Below are 17,325 nucleotides of genomic sequence, written 5' to 3'. Positions count from 1 at the left end.
TTGTGAATGAGTAATTTTACCCATTGGATATTGGTAAATCCAAGGGGCTAATATGTTTATCATCGTAGACTCGAGAGAGATCGTGACCGCGGGCTATTCCTCGGCATTTGAGCGCGAAGGATACGCTTCGCTGGAACTTCACCCCTCAGAGCTTCTGGACTGGATGGAAATCACCAGCGCCCAGGACCTGTCTTCCGTCGATGCGATATTGCTCGGTGAAAGCGAGGAACGCGCTGGATTTGTCACGTCTATCCGCAACCGCTGCCCGGAAGCGCAGATCGTTGCCCTGCAGGACGCGGCAAGCCTGGAAAGCACACTTGAGCTGTTTTCCGCCGGATTGGACGATGTTCTCAGAAAACCTGTGCACGTCCGTGAGATCATCGCCAGGGTGGGGGCATTTCGCCGCCGCATTACCGCCCGGAACAGTTCTGCCGGAACAGGGGCGATCGAAGTGTTCTTCGACGGCCGCGACCCCCTGGTCGGCGGCGATGTCATGGAATTGCCGCGCCGGGAACGCCGCATTCTGGAATATCTTGTGAAGAACAAGGGTCGCCGTGTGACCAAAACGCAGATTTTCAACGCGGTTTACGGGGTGATGAACGATGGCGTGGATGAGTGCGTGGTCGAAAGCCATATTTCCAAGCTGCGGAAAAAAATCCGTAAAAAGCTCGGCTATGACGCGATCGAATCCACCCGCTATATCGGCTACATGCTGAAGGACGGTTCCGCGGCCAAGCCTAAGGTCGGAGACACCCGCAGACCCGTTCAGGCGTCGCAAGTGGCTGCTTGTGCGAGTGAAAAGACGGCAGACAACAGGACAGTCAAGACGCCTTACCTTTCCGTGGTCAGCGCGTAGCAACACTGCGGACCGTTTAATGTCTTTCGATTGTGATGGGTGGTCTGGCATGGACCTGCGCCAGAGATTTTTGCATGAGGCAAAACCGCTCGCGATCGTGTGGTCGAACGGGAAGCCGCGTTTCTTTCTCAAAGTTGTTAAGGCAAGGGGTGTTTCAATTTACAATTGATTTTTATGGAAAATTTAGAAACCCTATCGAAGATGTGTCGAGAGTCCGGCGCTCTGATCAATTCCGTCAAAGCGAACGTAACATGTTGATAGGGCTCCAGCGCGATGTTGCTGCGTCCCTGAATCGCGTATCGATAAATTAAGCTGGTTTCATCGCCTTAATTTATTCTGTTGCGCGAGGTAAACACATCAAAGCGGAATTGTATTGTTTCCTGTCTTTCCGGACCGGAAGGACAACGTCGAGGTGGGCGTCTTGAGTCTTAGCGGCAGTGCGTCGTTGCCATATACTCCCAAGGAGATGGGCCGGGCGAGCCTGTCCCGCACGTTTATACTTTACACGCTTGGCCTCTTCGCAATTCTTGGCATTATCTTCGTCGGAATCCTCACCAAAATCACCTGGGATGCCGCGCATGCGCGCGCAATCCGTGTCACGGAGGCCTTCTTTCAGGCCACGAAACGGCCGTTTGAGCGGGCGATCTGGACCGTGAACGCGGATGCTACCCTGCAGCTCATTCGTGGTCTTGAAAGCCTTGAAGTGGTCGAGAGGGTCTGGGTCGAGACGCCGGACACCGGGAATTTCGGAGAACCGGCATCCGGGCCCCGGCAGGCCGAGGCATTAAGCTATACCTTGAATTCTCCCAGCACGATCCTGCAGAAGGATGCTATCGGCCAGGTCTTCATTCTGATCGACCGGAACACGATCTCCTATGAAATCGTCTCCACGGTCGGTTTCATCGTATCGGCCATCATCATCTATCTGTTGCTTCTGGCGGTCGTTACCCGGACGGTCTTTCGCCGCCTGATCGGCCGTCCCCTGTCGGCAATCGTGGAGTATCTGTCGACACCCCGCTTGATCGAGGATCCTCCGAGAGCGAAACTGATGGCCGGCCGCGCCGATGAAATAGGCATTCTGGCGGAAAGCCTGCAGTTGATGGTTCAACGTCGTCACCTGGATCTGAAGAAGATCCAGGAGTATCAGACCAATCTTGAAGAGCTGGTTGCTCACAGGACGGAACAGCTCAAGCTGGTTCAGGAGGAACTGATCCAGGCGGACAATCTGGCGGCACTGGGGGCGCTGGTCGCCGGGGTTTCGCACGAATTGAATACGCCGCTTGGCAATGCCCTGATGGCCGCGACGACGATCAAGGATTCAACCGGATATCTTCGCACGGAACTTGACCGCCAGAGCCTGAGCAAGGAAGCGCTGGAAAACGAAGTCGGGCGGATCAGCGACACGGCCAATATCATTGAAAAGACGCTTGGCAGGGCGCGGGAGCTTGTCGGAAACTTCCGGCAGGTTGCCGTCGACCGGCAGAGCGAGAAGAAAAGGCCTTTCAATTTCGACCATATCATCCGTGAAACGCTGGCAACCCTTCAGCCGACGATCAGGAAAACCTCATTCGAGATCGAACTCGACCTGGATGCAGACGAAGTTATCGACAGTTATCCGGGGGCGGTCAGCCAGCTTGTTTCCAATTTCGTCGAAAATGCCATCAAGCACGGATATGAGGGCATCGACCAGGGCCGGATCAGGCTTTCCTCGCAAATCATATCTTCAAAGGAAGACGGTGATGGTGGAGAGCCTGAAAAAACAGTCGTCTTCAAATGCAGGGATTACGGCGTCGGCATTCCAGAGAAGAACCTGAAAAAGGTCTTTGAACCATTTTTCACGACGAAGTTCGGCAAAGGGGGATCCGGTCTGGGAATGGCGATCTGTTACCAGCTGGTGACGGAAGCCCTCAACGGAACGATTTCTGTTACCTCTGAAGTGGGATCGGGTACTGAATTCACGATTGAATTTCCTGCCAGAGCCCCGCAGAAGGCTCAAACACCAATAAGAAAAAGGGTTCAATAAAATGGTGATGGACTTTCTTGCGCCCGTAAAGCCCAGGCTGGAAAAAAGCAAAAAGTCCCCTTGGAAAATTCTGATCGTCGATGACGATCCCGACGTTCATGAGGTGACAAGGATCGCGGTTTCCGGTTGCCTTTTCGAAGACAGGCCGTTCGAGCTTCTTCATGCTCTTTCCGCTGAGGAAGCACGCGTGATTTTCCTTGAAGAGGACGATATCGCGGTTGCGCTGGTGGACGTGGTCATGGAAAGCGACACTGCGGGTCTCGGTCTGGTCAGCTGGATCCGGTCCGAACTTGACAACCAGTTCACGCGTTTGATCCTGCGGACAGGCCAACCGGGCTATGCGCCGCAAACCGACGTGATCATGAAATTCGATATCGACGGCTATGCCGAAAAGGCGGAACTGTCCCGTACCAAGCTGATCACGGCGATCATTACGGCATTGCTGGGCTACAAGCTGGTCATGTCGCTGGAAGCCAACCGGCAAAAGCTCAAGCAATTGAATGCGCATTTTGCCGCTATCGTCGAAAAGAATGCCCTGAGCGATTTTGCTTCGGCGGTTCTAACGGAGATTACGCAACTGATCGGTCAGCCCGTCGGGTGCTTCCTGTGCGGTCTGGACGCACTTCCCGACTATGGGATCGTCGACAAGTCCAACGTCAGGGTCCTGGCTGCGTTGGGCGATTTTGCTGACAAGACCGATCTTCCGATCGATATGCTGGGCGACGATACCATCCGGGCCTCGGTGCATGAGTGCATTGAAACCCTGACATCCAGTTCATCGCATCAAGGGGTCGCCCTGCCGCTCGTGACGCGCAACGGCATGACCGGAGCGCTTTTTCTGGCCATGCCGGAGGCGGAGCTTGAGGAACTCGTCGGTTCGGAAGTCGTCCAGCTCTTTGTTGCCAACGTAGCGCTCGGCTACGAGAAGACCGGCCTTCTGGAGCATATCCGCAATCTTGCCTACGTCGACCGGATAACGGGCCTGTCGACCTTTTCGGGGTTCATCGAAACCTTTCAGCGCCACGCAGCCAAGCACACTTCTCTTCTCGTCGTGCATTCTGACATTCAAAGGTTCCGGGTGATCGTCGACGGTATCGGCGATGAAAAGGCCGGCGCCGTCCTGAAAAAAACCGGTCACAGGCTGGCGCAAACGTTCCCGGATGCGCTGTCGATCGCACGCAAGGAAAAGGATGAATTCCTCATTCTCCTGAAGGGAGGCGAGGACAACCGGATTCAGGATGTCGTTGCGCGGGTGGAAGATGCCTTCCATGAACCGATCACGCTGGACGACACCCAGATAACCTTTAGGATGCGGCTTGGATTTGCGGCTGTGGGAGACGGCGAACACCAGGAGGCGGAGCAACTTGTGCGCCACGCCTCAATTGCGTTGAACGACGTCCGGCAAAAGCGCCTTACCAATCACGCGGTGTTCCATCCCCTGATGCAGGAGGCGGCGTTCGAGCGTCTTCGTCTTGCCTCGCTGCTCACCGAAGGGAGTGACAAGACCGAATTCTTCCTGCATTACCAGCCGATCATGCAGGCACGGGACGAGAGTATCGCTTCTTTCGAAGCGTTGATGCGGTTCCGTACCCCGTCGGGCAACTTCCTGAACACCGCCCGTATGATCGAAGCTGCTGAAACCAGTGGCCTGATCTCCGAAATCGGCGCCTGGATCTTCAAGACGGCCTTTGCCGAATTCAGCGCATTGTCTGCTGTTTCCGATCAAGTCCGGCTGAATGTGAACCTGTCCCCCCAGCAGGTCCAGGCAAACAGGATCTACAAGGACATTGAAGATGCCGCCTCGGCCGCGGGTTTGTCCCTCAACCGTCTTGTCTTCGAGGTGACGGAAGGATTGTTCCTGAACAACGATCAGGTCACGCTGTCCCTGCTGACATGGTTGCGCAACAAGGGGGCGAAGGTCGTCATAGACGATTTCGGCACCGGATATTCGTCGTTAAGCTATCTGCGCAAGCTTCCGGTCGACGGTATCAAGATCGATCGCAGCTTCATCATGAACATGGAGCAGGATCCGGATGCGCTGGCGGTGGTCAAATCCATCGTCGCGGTGGCCCAGGCTCTGGATCTGAGCGTCACGGCGGAAGGCGTTGAAACAGATGGTCAGCGCAAGCTCATGCGGGAGTTGCGGTGCGATTATCTGCAGGGATATTTTTATTCAAAACCCTTGAGCAGCACCGATCTCATTGCCTTTGTCCAAAAAGCCGCAGGGCCCGGAGTGGCTGTCGGGTAGGGAGCCCTGCACCCCGTTTCGTCAAGCTTGTCCCTCACAATTGATGCCCTGAAGGCAGGTTGCTTGCCCGTGTAGGGTCTACACAGATTTTCCACGCAGATAACCGATTGAAATTTTATACAAAACACGCTCTCATGGGATCAACGCAACAGCGCTGAACGCCTTTTTGCGTTGAGGTGCAGCCAAGTCATTGCCAATATTCGCCGAAGCGCGAGATGGGGAGAAGATAAATGGACATGAACGGATCCCACCGGATACCGGCCAAACGGGAAACCGTCTGGGAAGCTCTGAACGATCCGGAGGTCCTGAAAGCCTGCATACCGGGTTGCGAGAGCCTTGAAAAAATCTCGGACACGGAAATGACCGCCGCTGTGACCACCAAAATCGGTCCGGTCAAAGCCAAGTTCAAAGGCGCGGTGACTTTCGAGAATATCAACGCTCCGGAAAGCTATACGATTTTAGGGGAAGGCAAGGGTGGCGTTGCCGGATTCGCCAAAGGTTCAGCGGAGGTCAAACTGACCGAGGAAGGCGATGAGACCGTTCTGAATTATGTGGCCAAGGCGCAGGTCGGTGGAAAGCTCGCCCAGCTCGGCAGCCGGCTGATCGATTCCACCGCAAGGAAGATGGCGGAAGAGTTTTTCGGCAAATTTTCCGAAATGGTGGGCGGAACATCCGCGCAGGACCAGGCCGAAAGCGTTTCTGACGATCAGCTTGATCCGGGCGTGGCTGAGGATGCCAAACGGATTGCGCTGGAAGAAACAACCGACGAGGTCGTTCACGCGATCGAGGACGCCGAGCACGCCGTTGAAGAGAAGTTGCATCAGGCCGAGGAAAATCTGGAAGCGGCTGCCGGCCGGAATGTTCTGGGTGGACCCGTTGTCTGGGGTCTGGCCCTTCTGGCGGCTGTCATTGTTGTTCTGGCACTTGCAACATGAGCGATGTTGCTCAATCTTAAATCGGGGGGCGACTTAATCTGAGGTCTGGCGGTTTCCGTTCCGCCGGACTTCAGCAAAAAAGAACACGGCGGCAAGCCGGATGCTGTTGAGTCCAGGCTCGAAGAATTACATGAGGGAGAGGTATTCATGTCGAAAGTATCGATGGTATTGAACGGCAAGGCTGTTTCGGCGGATGTCGAAGACCGGACGCTGCTTGTTTCGTTCATCCGCGAAGTCCGCGAGCTGACCGGCACACATGTCGGTTGTGACACGTCGCAATGCGGCGCCTGTGTCGTTCATGTGGACGGCAGGGCCGTCAAGTCGTGCACAATGCTGGCGGCGCAGGCTGATGGCGCCGAGGTCCTGACCATCGAGGGGCTTGCCAGAGATGGCGCGTTGCATCCGATCCAGGCCGCATTCCGCGAGCATCATGGTCTGCAATGCGGTTTCTGCACACCCGGGATGATCCTGAGCGCTCTGGATATGATCAACCGCCACGGGCCGGGAAACCTGGATGAAAAGACCATCCGCCACGAGCTGGAGGGCAATATCTGCCGCTGCACCGGCTACCATAATATCGTCAAGGCGATCAAAGCCGCTTCCGACCAGATGGCCGGTATGGCCCAGGCTGCTGAATAATCGGCCTGCACTCCTGACTTTGACGCGCGGGAATTCCCGCGCAGAGACAACAAGACCGTTCAGCTTGATCCGTTGCCGGGGGGAATTTGGCAATCGAGGGCTGTCCGCCGGGTCTTGAGACAGACAGAAACCGGTTCCGGCGGTTGCCGGGACGACCGGTCTGAGGAGATTTTCCGGAACAGGCGGCTCCGGAGCAGTTTTTAGGGAGAGAGACGATGGCAGTTGAGGGGATCGGGGCACGCGCCCTGCGCAAAGAGGACAAGCGCTTTCTTACCGGCAAGGGCCGGTACACGGACGATATAGTCGCTCCGGGTATGGGGTTTGCGGCCTTCGTGCGCTCGCCGCACGCTCATGCAAGGATCAAGGGAATTGACGCCAGCGCCGCCCTGGCCAAGCCAGGTGTCGATGCGGTCCTGACCGGCGACCAGTTGGTCGGCGACGGGATCGGCAATATTATCTGCGGCTGGATGATCCATTCCAAGGACGGCACGCCAATGAAAATGGGCGGCTGGCGCGCTCTTGAGCCGGAACTCGTCCGACATGTCGGCCAGGCCGTTGCCGTGGTGATCGCGGATACGCTCGGGCAGGCCCGCGATGCGGCCGATGCGGTTGTCGTCGATTATGAGGAATTGCCATCGGTCACCGATGCGGTCGCGGCTCTTGGGCCGGATGCGCCGCAAATTCATCCCGAAGCGGAAGGCAACCTGATTTTCGATTGGGAAATCGGCGATGAGGCGGCGGTCAATGCCGCATTCGAAAACGCCGCCCACGTCACGCGGATGAACATCCAGAACAACCGGGTCGTTCCGAACCCGATGGAACCGCGCGCGGCACTGGCGGACTACAACACCGCCGAGGAGCATTTCACGCTCTACACCACCTCGCAGAACCCGCATGTGGCTCGGCTGGTGCTGTCGGCATTCTACAATATAGCTCCCGAACACAAACTGCGGGTGGTCGCGCCGGATGTCGGCGGCGGATTTGGCGCCAAGATCTATGTCTATCCGGAAGAAATGGTCTGCCTCTGGGCGTCCAAGCGCGTCGGCAGGCCGGTCAAATGGGTTTGTGACCGCACGGAAGCCTTCCTGACGGACGCCCATGGCCGGGATCACCAGTCCGAAGCGGAACTGGCACTTGATTCGGATAACAAGATCATAGGCTTGCGGGTGAAGACCGTCGCCAATCTCGGCGCTTACATGTCGTTGTTCTCGTCCGCGGTGCCGACCTATCTTTACGCGACCCTGCTCTCGGGCCAGTATAATATTCCTGCGGTCCACGCCAATGTGAAGGCGGTCTACACCAATACAACGCCAGTGGATGCCTATCGCGGGGCGGGGAGGCCGGAAGCGACCTATCTCCTGGAACGGATCATGGAAACGGCTGCGCGCGAAGTCGGTCTTTCACCGGCTGATTTCCGCCGCAGAAATTTCGTCAGATCCTTCCCGCATCAGACGCCGGTCATCATGTGCTATGACGCCGGAGACTATGACGCGACACTGGATGCCGCCCTGAATGCCGCCGATTATGACGGATTTCCCGCCCGCAAGGCGGAAGCTGCGTCACGCGGAAAACTGCGCGGCATCGGTATCTCCTGCTACATCGAGGCTTGCGGCATCGCGCCCTCGGCCGCTGTCGGTTCGCTGGGAGCGGGTGTCGGACTGTGGGAATCGGCCGAGGTGCGGGTGAACCCGGTCGGAACGATCGAGATCCTCACCGGGTCGCACAGCCATGGCCAGGGCCACGAAACCACGTTTTCGCAATTGGTCTGTGAAAGGTTCGGCCTCGATAGCGATTCCGTCGCCATCGTCCACGGCGATACGGACAAGGTGCAGTTCGGCATGGGTACCTATGGCTCGCGTTCCGGCGCGGTCGGCATGTCCGCCATAGTCAAGGCACTCGACAAGGTCGAGGCGAAGGCGAAAAAGATCGCCGCTCATCTCATGGAAGCCTCGGAAGGCGATATTCAGATCGAGGGCGGTGAGCTGAAGGTCGCCGGCACGGACAAAAAGCTTTCCTTCACCGAAGTGGCGCTCGCCGCCTATACGGCTCACAACTTGCCGGAAGGCATGGAGCCCGGTCTGAAGGAGGGAGCCTTCTACGATCCGACAAACTTCACATTCCCGGCGGGGACCTATATCTGTGAAGTCGAGATCGATCCGGAAACCGGCAAGACCGAGATCGTGAATTTCGTCGCCGCGGACGATTTCGGCAAGGTCATCAACCCGATGATCGTGGAAGGCCAGGTACACGGCGGACTGGTTCAGGGGATCGGCCAGGCGCTTCTCGAAAGCGTCACCTATGGAGAAAACGGCCAACTCCTGACCGCGACCTACATGGACTATGCGATGCCGCGCGCGGATGACGTTCCGTCCTTCAACCTTTCGACCCACGAGACCCTGTGCCCGGGTAACCCGCTCGGCATCAAGGGCTGCGGAGAAGCCGGAGCGATCGGATCGCCTCCTGCCGTCATCAACGCCATTACGGATGCGATCGGCAACAATGACCTGACAATGCCGGCCAAGCCCGAAAAAGTCTGGGCGTTGTACCATTCTTCCATGAAGGAGGCGGCCGAATAAATGACGCAGCCGAACGTGAATCACAAGGCCATGGCGGGTGCGCCCGTTCAGCGGATACTGGTGCCCCTTTCAAGGGGCGGCCGCCGGCAGCCCGCAGCTCCAAGTGCAGTTTTATCAAACCTGAACCCATCCATATGGGAGACATATTATGTATGAAACGACTTATCACCGTGCCGGATCGGTTGCCGACGCAGTCCGAATGATTGCCGAAGCAGAAGACGGAAAATTCCTGGGCGGGGGGCAGACGTTGCTGCCAACCATGAAACAGCGTCTGGCCGCGCCGTCCGATCTGGTGGACGTCACGAAAATTCCGGACATGAAAGGCATTCGGGAAGAGGGGGGGCAGATTGTCATCGGCGCTGCGACACCGCATGCCGAAGTCGCCGCCTCTGCTCTGGTCAAATCCAAGCTTCCGGGACTTGCCACCCTTGCCGGAGGCATCGGGGATCCGGCTGTCCGCCACATGGGAACAATCGGAGGCTCGATCGCCAACAACGACCCGGCCGCCGACTATCCGGCTGCTCTTGTCGGTCTGGGCGCGAGCGTGACGACCAGCAAACGCACGCTTTCCGCGGAAGATTTTTTCGTCGGAATGTTCGACACGGCACTCGATGAAGATGAAATCGTGATCTCCGTTGCCTTCCCGGCTGCCGAGAAGTCGGCTTATGCCAAGTACCCCAACCCTGCCTCACGCTATGCGATGGCCGGGGTGTTTGTTGCCCGGCACAGCGATGGTTCCGTGCGCGTGGCGGTCACCGGAGCCGGGCACTACGGTGTCTTCCGGGTCGACGGAATGGAGGAGGCGCTGGCCGCCAACTGGTCTCCAGAAGCCGTTGCCGGCATCAGCGTCGATTCAGGTGGAATGTTGCATGATGTTCACGGGTCCGCCCACTACCGGGCAAACCTGGTGACGGTCATGGCAAAACGGGCTGTGGCCGCCGCAGGCTGACGGTTCGGTATTTTTCCCGGACGTGAACCCGGCCGCTTTGCGGCCGGGTTTTTTTACGTACTTCGCTGATCAGAGAATCAGGACCGGCACCGGTGTCCCGGCTTTTTGAGCAGGTGCATGGGGCGGGCGGATGATGAGCGCGCCGGATTTTGCCAGAAGGCCGAGCATGGAACTGTCCTGCCGGGAAAACGGTGTTGCGATCAGGTGACCGTCCGCGTCCTGCGAAAGCCCGGCGCGCACATAGTCCTGCCGCCGGTCGTTTTCCGGCAGATCCCCACCCAGCACAGCCTGTTTCTGCGTTGTGTCGCCCGGCGTGTTTCCAAGCATTGCCTGCAGGAGCGGTTTCAGGAACAGCAGGCCGCAGACCAGGCTGGAAACAGGGTTGCCTGGAAGCCCGAGAACTCTGGTTCTGCCGAGGTGGCCGGCCATCAACGGCTTGCCCGGCCGCATGGCGATACGCCAGAAGGAAAGATCCATGCCTTCCTTTCCCAGAACCTCCTGAACGATGTCATGATCGCCCACGGACGCGCCGCCAAGCGTTACGAGAATATCCGCTTCTTCAGTGATGGCTCTGCGGATATGCGTGGCAAGCTCTACCGGATCGTCGGGCGATATGCCCAGATACAGAGGTTGTCCGCCGCAATCGGCAACGAGCGCGGCAATCCCGATATGGTTTGAGGCGATGATCTGATCCGGACCGGGTTCCGTCCCGGGAGGGACCAGTTCGTCTCCGGTCGCAAGAATGGCGACTTTTGGCTTGCGGATTACCGGCAGCTCGGCATGGTTCATGGCCGCGGCAAGGGCCAGATGCCTGTAAGCCAGCTTGAGAGGCGGTGCGAGCAGGACGTCGCCGCTTGAAAAATCCAGGCCGGCAGGACGGACAAAAGCGCCCATCCGGGGCGCTTCCAGAACCGTGATCAAATCGCCGGAGCGCTGTGCATTTTCCTGAATGAGAATCGTGTCGGCGCCATCGGGAACCGGCGCGCCGGTGAAGATGCGTACCGCCTGACCCGGTTCGACGCTGCCTGTAAAACCATGGCCCGCGGGGGCTTCGCCTATGATCTGCAATTGCGTCCGTTCGCCGGCTAGATCCTGGTGCCGGATGGCGTAACCGTCCATTGCCGAGGCGGAAAAAGGGGGCTGGGTGCGTGTCGATCTGAGCGCTTCGGCAAGGAACCGGTTGTTGGCCAGCTCCAGCGGTACGGTTTCCCTTCCCAGTGGAGACACTCCAGCCAGAAGTCTTTCAAGTGCTTCGGCGACCGGCATCAGGCTCATCAGGTGCCGCCTTTGCCGCCGTCTTTGTCCAGTGTCCAGCGACCGCTTTTGCCGCCAGCCTTTTCCACCAGCCGGATGTCGCCGATCACCATGCCGCGGTCGACAGCCTTCGCCATGTCGTAGACGGTCAGGCAGGCGAGGGAACAGGCTGTGAGGGCTTCCATCTCGACACCCGTCTGGCCGCTGACCTTGGTGGTCGCGGTGACGACCAGGCCGGGGAGCGCTTCGTCGGCTTCAATCTCGACCGTGACTTTCGACAACATCAAAGGATGACAGAGCGGGATCAGTTCGTGGGTTTTCTTGGCGGCCAGTATGCCGGCGATACGGGCGGTTCCGATCACGTCGCCTTTCTTGGCATTGCCCGAGCGGATCAGGTCCAAGGTCTCCCGGCGCATGGTCACGGAGCCCCGGGCGACGGCTGTGCGGTGCGTGACGCTCTTTTCAGAGACGTCCACCATGTTCGCGGCACCGGTTTCGTCCAGATGCGTGAGTGTCGGATCCTGACCGGCCATTTCCGCCTAGACCGCCCTGGAAAACACAGGGCGGCGGGCCAGCAAAGCCCTTGTCGCCGCCGCCACATCGTCCTGCCGCATCAGGCTTTCGCCGATCAGGAATGTGGAAATTCCGATCTTGTTCATGCGCTCAAGGTCCGCCGGTGTGAAGAGGCCGGATTCTCCGACCACGATCCTGTCGGCGGGAACCTGAGGCGCCAGCTCTTCACTGATTTCCAGCCTGGTTTCAAAGGTCTTCAGATTGCGGTTGTTGATGCCCAGAAGCGGGGAGGAGAGTTTCAACGCGCGCTCAAGTTCGTCGGCGTTGTGAACTTCCAGCAGAACGTCCATTCCAAGATCGAACGCGGTCTCTTCCAGTGCCCGGGCAGTCGCATCGTCGACGGCGGCGAGAATGATCAGGATGCAGTCCGCGCCCCAGGCACGCGCCTCGTAGACCTGATAGGTGTCGTAGAGAAAATCCTTGCGCAGCGCGGGCAGGGAGACCGCGTCGCGGGCAGCCGCCAGGAATTCGGGTTTTCCCTGGAATGACGGCGTGTCGGTGAGGACCGACAGGCAGGCGGCGCCTCCAGCCTCATAGGCCCTGGCAAGTTGTGGCGGGTTGAAGTCTGCCCGGATCAGGCCCTTGGATGGGCTCGCCTTTTTGATTTCGGCGATCAGGGCAAACCCGCCATCGGCGTGTTTCGCCTCGATGGCCTTCGCAAAGCCTCGCGGCGAAGCAAGATCGGCAATTTGCGCCCTGAGGTCCTCCAGGGAAACCCTGGATTTGGCCGCGACGATTTCCTCGCGCTTATAGGCTTCGATTTTCTTCAGGATATCAGACATTTGCCTATCCGTTCGAGACTGCGACCAGTTTTTCCAGCGTGTCGGCCGCCGAGCCATTGTCTATCGCGCCGGCCGCCATGTCGACACCGTCCTTCAGGTTGTCCGTCTTGTCGGCAACCATCAGCGAGGCGGCGGCGTTGAAGAGAACAATGTCACGGTAGGCGTTTTTCACACCCGCCAATACCTCCCTCAAGGCCTTTGCGTTTTCCGCAGGAAGTCCGCCCTTCAGGTCCTGCGGCCTGGCGAGCGGCAAGCCGACCTGGTCCGGGGAAATTTCGAAGGATCTGATTGAACCGTTTTCCAGTGCGCTCACGAAGGTCGGGCCGGTGGTGGTGATTTCGTCCATACCGTCGGAACCGTGTACGACCCACGCTTTTTCCGAGCCGAGATCCTTCAGGGACCGGGCGACCGGTTCCACCCATTCGCGGGCGAACACACCGACCATCTGGCGCTTGACACCGGCCGGATTGGAAAGCGGACCGAGCAGATTGAAAATCGTCCGGGTACCAAGTTCCACCCGCGTCGGGCCGACATGCTTCATCGCGGCGTGATGAAGCGGCGCGAACATGAAGCCGATACCGGTCTTGTGGATGCACTCGGAAATCTTTTCCGGCGGGATATCGATATTGACGCCCAGTTCCGCCAGCGCTTCCGCCGCGCCGGACTTTGAGGACAGCGAGCGGTTGCCGTGTTTGGCGACCGGTACGCCGCATGCGGCGACGACGATCGCCGTGCAGGTCGAGATGTTGTAGGTGCCGGAATTGTCGCCTCCGGTTCCGACGATATCGATGGCATCCGCCGGTGCCGATACCGGCAGCATCTTTGCGCGCATGGTGGCAACCGCGCCGGTAACTTCGGCGATGCTTTCACCGCGGACACGCAGGGCCATCAGGAAGCCTCCCAACTGGGAGGGCGTGGCGGCGCCTGAGAGGATCACTTCAAAGGCTTCCCGGGCTTCTTCCGGGTTCAATGCATGGCCATCGGCGACCTTGGCAAGGAAGTCTTTGAAGGTGGTCATGTCGTCAATCCGCTTGTCGTGGAATCAGTTCTGGTTCAACCCGATCGCCTGGGAAATCGCCGCATTGTTGATTTCGACACCTGCCTTGTCTTCCCGATCGGTAATGAACTGGCCGAGGAGAGAATCCTGTATCTGCTGGGACATCTGCTGGCCCAATGCGGTTACTTCAGGTGAAGAGGCATTGAATTCGGGAACGGTCGCCGCGGTGACCTCGAGTACAATCTGTCCCGCGCCATCGGCCGATTCCGTTGTCCCGTTCGTTCCGACGGGTCCGCTGAACACCGTAGAAACCGCGTTCCGGCCGAAGTCGCCGGACGGGGAATTGCGCGTCAGGCCCGTTGCTTTCTTCACTTCCAGCCCGGTCTCTTCCGCGAGGGACTGAAGCGGAGTTCCGCTTTCCGCCTTTGCAAGCAGATCGGCGGCGGTATCGGAAAGCCGTTTGGCGAGTTCATCTTTCTTCCAGGCGGCAATCACGTCGTCCCTGACCTCGTCAAGGGTCCGGTCGCGGGATGGGATCACCTTGGAAACTTCGTACCAGAGAAAGCCCCTGTCCCCGAGTTGAAGGACATCGTTTTCAATGCCGATATCGCTGTCGAAGGTTCCGGCGGTCAGGCCTTCCGCGTCCGGCAATTCAACATCCGCGCCATTCATGGACTTGCCAGAGGCGTCGAAGGCTTCCGGCGTCTCGATCGTCAGCGAAAAGCGTTCGCCGATTTCCTCCAGCAGCGCGCCACCGGCCCGGGCATCCTCGACCTCATCGAGGAGATCGAGGATTTCCCGTTCCGCCTGTTCCCTGGCAAGATCCTGAACGATCCCGGCCTTGACCTCTTCAAAGGGCTGTGTGCTTTCCGGCAGAACTTCCTGGACATTGAGGATAACGGTGGAGAACCGTCCTTCAACCGGGCCGCTCGTTGCGCCTTCTTGCAGCGAAAATGCGGCGTCGCCAAGCGTCTCGTCGAGAAAATCGGCCTTTGACATCACACCGAGAGAGACATCGTTGCCGCTGAGGTTGCGATCACTCATGAGCTCGTCGAAGGTCTTGCCGTTTTCCAGCTCCGCGGCGGCTTCCACGGCTGCTTCCTGTGACGGAAAGGTCATCTGGCGCACTTTGCGGCGTTCCGGCTGAGAGAAGTCCTCGCTGCGGCGCTCGTATTCGGCGCGGGCATCTTCCTCCCTGATATCCGCAGGGCGCGCGACCGTGTCCGGCGTCAACGCGACAAATTTGATTTCGCGGTATTCCGGAGCGCGGAACTCATCCTTTTTCTCATCGAAATAGGTGCTCAGAACGTCGTCGGCGGGATCCTCGATTTCACCGATGAAATCCGCGGTGACGAGCAGGTAGTCGGCATCGCGGGTTTCGCGCTGATAGGCATCGAGAACTTCCACATAGCTGACCGGGGCTTTCATGCCACCGGCAAGGCCTTCGGCAAGCTGGCTTCTTTCGGCAATGGCCCGGCGCTGGAGCACATATTCGTCTTCACGGAAACCGTTGGCCTGAAGCACCTGCTGCAGGCGGCTGCGATCGTAGCGGCCGCCAGGACCCTGAAAGGCGGGATCGGACTGGATGATGGTTGCAAGGCGCTCGTCAGAGACACCGAGTTTCAGGTTCCGGGCCGTATCGTTCATGGCGGCCTCGGCGATCAACTTGCCAAGAGACTGCTGCGGCACGCCGAGAGAAGCGCCTTCTGCTGGCGTCAGAGGACGGCCGAATTGCTGGCCAAGCCTGTTGAGGTCCTGGCGGTAGGTCCGGTCGAAATCGAAAAGGGAGATATCCGAATTACCGACCTTGGCCACGGTGTCCTGGTTTATATTCCCCAGAAAACCGCTTATTCCCCAGACGGCGAAGCTGAAAATAAGCAGAGCGATAAACAGTTTGGCAAACCAGGTGCCAGCGCCCTTGCGCAGCGCGTCAAGCATGACGTCTCCCGTTATTCTTGTTTTTCCAACAGCCGGACTTCCGGGCTGCGTTTTGCTTCGGCCCAGGCCGGAGCGGGCGGATCATAATGAGGTGGCGCCGCAGCCGCAAGGCGGCCCGGACACAAACTTTACGCGTAATCGCAAGGGCCTGAACGTAAATTCACCGCGACAGGCAGATTGCATCGGTCCGGCGCTTCTGCTCTAAAGTCGGCAAACAGGTATCAGGCCGTGGGAGGAAGTTGACTATGGGTGTGAAGATCAAACCGCTGGTGGCCGGAAACTGGAAGATGAATGGCCTGAAATCGAACCTGGCGGAATTCTACAAGATGAGGGCCGGGCTCACGGACGATCTGGCGGAAGCTGTAGACACCATGATCTGCCCGCCCGCGACGCTGATCGCCGTTCTGGCGGAAAGTTCGGCGGGTGGGGCGATTGCGCTTGGCGGCCAGGATTGCCACGCTGAGATGTCCGGTGCGCATACAGGCGATATTTCCGCCGAGATGTTGAAGGATGCCGGGGCAAAGGCCGTTATAGTCGGTCATTCGGAGCGGCGCGCGGATCACGGTGAAAAAGATGCCGACGTCAATGCCAAGGCGCAGGCGGCCTGGCGGGCGGGCCTGACCGCAATCATCTGCGTGGGAGAGACCGAGGCGGAGCGAAAAGCCGGACAGGCTGTCGGCGTCGTCGAGCGTCAGCTCAATGGCTCCGTTCCAGACGGGGCGACGGCTGAAAACACCGTTGTCGCCTACGAACCTGTGTGGGCGATCGGGACCGGGCTCACGCCGACAGCAGGTGACGTGGAAGATATGCACAAGGCCATGCGGGACAATCTGGTGACCAGATTCGCCGGTGCCGGTGACGCGATGCGGCTTCTTTACGGCGGCTCGGTCAAGCCCGCCAATGCCGGGGAACTTATGGCGGTTGCCAATGTCAACGGAGCTCTTGTGGGAGGCGCCAGCCTCACCGCGGACGCCTTTTTGGGAATACTGGCGGCCTATTCCTGAACGGTGGTTCTTGAAGCTTCTGCGACGAAGGTGCATTTGAAGGGTGGAAAGCTGCCGGTGTCTGGTGTAGAAGGCCGCAAATCTTGAACTCAATACAGAATGGCGTTCGATGGAAACCGTAGTCATCGTTATCCACCTTATGGTCGTGTTGGCCCTGGTGCTTGTTGTCCTCCTGCAGCGTTCCGAAGGCGGTGCGCTTGGCATTGGCGGCGGAGGCGGCGGTCTGATGTCGAGCCGCGGTACGGCGAACATCCTCACCCGGGCAACCGCGGTTCTGGCAGCTGTTTTCTTCGTGACGTCCATCGCGCTCAGCCTGATTGCCAAGAACCAGGAAAGCCCGGCGTCCATTCTGGACGCGACACCGGCTGCAACCACCGGCACTCCGGCAACCACGGATGGTGGTGCCGATACAGACGGCGCCGGCGGTATTCTCGATTCTCTGAAACAGCAGAGCCAGCCTTCCGGGCCACAAGTTCCGGCAGCGCAGTAGGTTTGCTGCCGCGGCTCTTCGGCCCTTTCGCCTGACATATGCCCTGCGGTTGAACACGCAG

General features: G+C 58.8%; 14 protein-coding genes. 9 read left to right on the top strand and 5 right to left on the bottom strand.

Annotation, left to right across the window (positions count from 1 at the left end; genetic code table 11):
- Positions 1 to 52 precede the first annotated feature (52 nt).
- The 7 genes from CLV41_RS16370 to CLV41_RS16340 all read left to right on the top strand — a co-directional run bounded on the left by CLV41_RS16370 (position 53) and on the right by CLV41_RS16340 (position 10,226).
- The gene (locus CLV41_RS16370) at positions 53 to 856 is read left to right on the top strand and encodes a response regulator transcription factor (RefSeq protein ID WP_103223503.1); all 804 of its coding nucleotides are present in this window, start codon (positions 53 to 55) and stop codon (positions 854 to 856) included.
- A gap of 445 nt (positions 857 to 1,301) precedes the next feature.
- Positions 1,302 to 2,879: a sensor histidine kinase gene (locus CLV41_RS16365; protein ID WP_208987547.1), complete on the top strand. Its 1,578-nt coding sequence runs from the start codon at positions 1,302 to 1,304 to the stop codon at positions 2,877 to 2,879.
- Between the two features lies 1 nt (position 2,880).
- Positions 2,881 to 5,127, top strand: a complete 2,247-nt coding sequence (locus tag CLV41_RS16360; protein ID WP_103223501.1) for a GGDEF/EAL domain-containing response regulator — start codon at positions 2,881 to 2,883, stop codon at positions 5,125 to 5,127.
- Between the two features lie 230 nt (positions 5,128 to 5,357).
- On the top strand, positions 5,358 to 6,062 hold the full coding sequence (locus CLV41_RS16355) for an SRPBCC family protein (protein WP_103223500.1): 705 nt from the start codon (positions 5,358 to 5,360) through the stop codon (positions 6,060 to 6,062).
- Positions 6,063 to 6,209: 147 nt separating this feature from the next.
- Positions 6,210 to 6,701 carry a (2Fe-2S)-binding protein gene (locus CLV41_RS16350; RefSeq protein ID WP_103223499.1) on the top strand — a complete coding sequence of 164 codons (492 nt, stop codon included), beginning with the start codon at positions 6,210 to 6,212 and terminating at the stop codon, positions 6,699 to 6,701.
- Positions 6,702 to 6,916: 215 nt separating this feature from the next.
- On the top strand, positions 6,917 to 9,277 hold the full coding sequence (locus CLV41_RS16345) for a xanthine dehydrogenase family protein molybdopterin-binding subunit (protein ID WP_103223498.1): 2,361 nt from the start codon (positions 6,917 to 6,919) through the stop codon (positions 9,275 to 9,277).
- 148 nt (positions 9,278 to 9,425) lie between these two features.
- A complete protein-coding gene (locus tag CLV41_RS16340) occupies positions 9,426 to 10,226 on the top strand; it encodes an FAD binding domain-containing protein (protein ID WP_103223497.1) in 801 nt (266 codons plus the stop codon).
- 69 nt (positions 10,227 to 10,295) lie between these two features.
- Here CLV41_RS16340 and CLV41_RS16335 read toward each other — a convergent pair whose 3' ends face one another.
- From CLV41_RS16335 to CLV41_RS16315, 5 genes are read right to left on the bottom strand one after another with little or no spacing between them, the layout of a single operon-like run.
- Positions 10,296 to 11,501 carry a molybdopterin molybdotransferase MoeA gene (locus tag CLV41_RS16335; RefSeq protein ID WP_103223496.1) on the bottom strand — a complete coding sequence of 402 codons (1,206 nt, stop codon included), beginning with the start codon at positions 11,499 to 11,501 and terminating at the stop codon, positions 10,296 to 10,298.
- Positions 11,501 to 12,013, bottom strand: a complete 513-nt coding sequence (gene moaC / locus CLV41_RS16330) for a cyclic pyranopterin monophosphate synthase MoaC (RefSeq protein ID WP_103223495.1) — start codon at positions 12,011 to 12,013, stop codon at positions 11,501 to 11,503. The genes CLV41_RS16335 and moaC overlap by 1 nt, the downstream gene beginning before the upstream one ends.
- Positions 12,014 to 12,019: 6 nt before the next feature.
- On the bottom strand, positions 12,020 to 12,835 hold the full coding sequence (gene trpC / locus CLV41_RS16325) for an indole-3-glycerol phosphate synthase TrpC (RefSeq protein WP_103223494.1): 816 nt from the start codon (positions 12,833 to 12,835) through the stop codon (positions 12,020 to 12,022).
- A 4-nt stretch (positions 12,836 to 12,839) separates the two neighbouring features.
- The gene (gene trpD, locus CLV41_RS16320; RefSeq protein ID WP_103223493.1) at positions 12,840 to 13,853 is read right to left on the bottom strand and encodes an anthranilate phosphoribosyltransferase; all 1,014 of its coding nucleotides are present in this window, start codon (positions 13,851 to 13,853) and stop codon (positions 12,840 to 12,842) included.
- A 24-nt stretch (positions 13,854 to 13,877) separates the two neighbouring features.
- Positions 13,878 to 15,770: a peptidylprolyl isomerase gene (locus CLV41_RS16315; RefSeq protein WP_103223492.1), complete on the bottom strand. Its 1,893-nt coding sequence runs from the start codon at positions 15,768 to 15,770 to the stop codon at positions 13,878 to 13,880.
- 245 nt (positions 15,771 to 16,015) lie between these two features.
- Between CLV41_RS16315 and tpiA the strand changes: the two genes are divergently transcribed.
- Positions 16,016 to 16,774, top strand: coding sequence for a triose-phosphate isomerase (gene tpiA, locus CLV41_RS16310; protein ID WP_103223491.1), 759 nt, complete (start codon positions 16,016 to 16,018; stop codon positions 16,772 to 16,774).
- Between the two features lie 109 nt (positions 16,775 to 16,883).
- Positions 16,884 to 17,264: a preprotein translocase subunit SecG gene (gene secG, locus CLV41_RS16305; protein ID WP_103223490.1), complete on the top strand. Its 381-nt coding sequence runs from the start codon at positions 16,884 to 16,886 to the stop codon at positions 17,262 to 17,264.
- Positions 17,265 to 17,325: the final 61 nt, after the last annotated feature.

Origin of the sequence: Roseibium marinum (assembly GCF_002906165.1) — a bacterium.
Taxonomy (GTDB): Bacteria; Pseudomonadota; Alphaproteobacteria; order Rhizobiales; family Stappiaceae; genus Roseibium; species Roseibium marinum.
Note: the sequence above shows the minus strand (reverse complement) of the source record. Positions and strands in the feature narration are given on the sequence as shown.